A 673-nucleotide genomic window follows, 5' to 3' on the forward strand; every position below is an offset into this window, starting at 1 on the left:
CAGCATGAGGTGGAGGTTGTGTCGGTCTTCCGGTACCGGGACCGGCCGTTCTTCGATCCGGGGCCGCGGGTGCGGCTGCGGTCGTTGGTGGATATGCGTCGGCACAGCTCCGGCTATGAGGGGGGCGATCCGGAACATGCCCTGCCGGCGCGGGTGTTCCCGCGTGGTGACGGGCGGTTTCCGCAGTACAGTCCGCTGACCGACCGGCGTATCGGTGAGGATCTGCGGACCACGGCTGCCGATGTGGTCATCGGCACGCGTCCGGGGCTCAACGCGCACATCGCCCGGCAGACCCGCCGGGGTCCGGCGCGTGTGGGGCAGGAGCATTTGACGCTTGCCACGCATCCGGCGCGGCTGAAGCTGATGCTCCGTGGTACGTATCCGCGGCTGGATGCGGTCACGACGGTGACGGAGGCCGACGCGCGTGATTACCGCAGGATTCTGCGGCTGCCGGGGGTGCGGATCGAGGCGCTGCCCAACAGCGTTCCCGAACCGGACGTCCGTCCTGCGGACGGCACGGGGAAGTGGGTTGTGGCGGCGGGGCGGCTTGCTCCGGCGAAGCGGTATGACGTGTTGATACGTGCTTTCGCCAGGGTTGTGGCCGAGCGGCCCGACTGGGGTCTGCGTATCTACGGCAGCGGGCGTGAGCGGGAGAAGCTGCGTTTGCTGATCG

General features: G+C 68.8%; 1 protein-coding gene. It reads left to right on the forward strand.

Going from position 1 to position 673, the window contains the following annotated elements; genetic code table 11:
- Nucleotides 1-673, forward strand: a 673-nt coding sequence (locus tag AN215_RS00060) for a glycosyltransferase (RefSeq protein WP_139140676.1), incomplete at both ends; no start/stop codon positions are given.

Source organism: Streptomyces abyssalis (genome assembly GCF_001751365.1).
In the GTDB taxonomy this organism is placed as follows: Bacteria; Actinomycetota; Actinomycetes; order Streptomycetales; family Streptomycetaceae; genus Streptomyces; species Streptomyces abyssalis.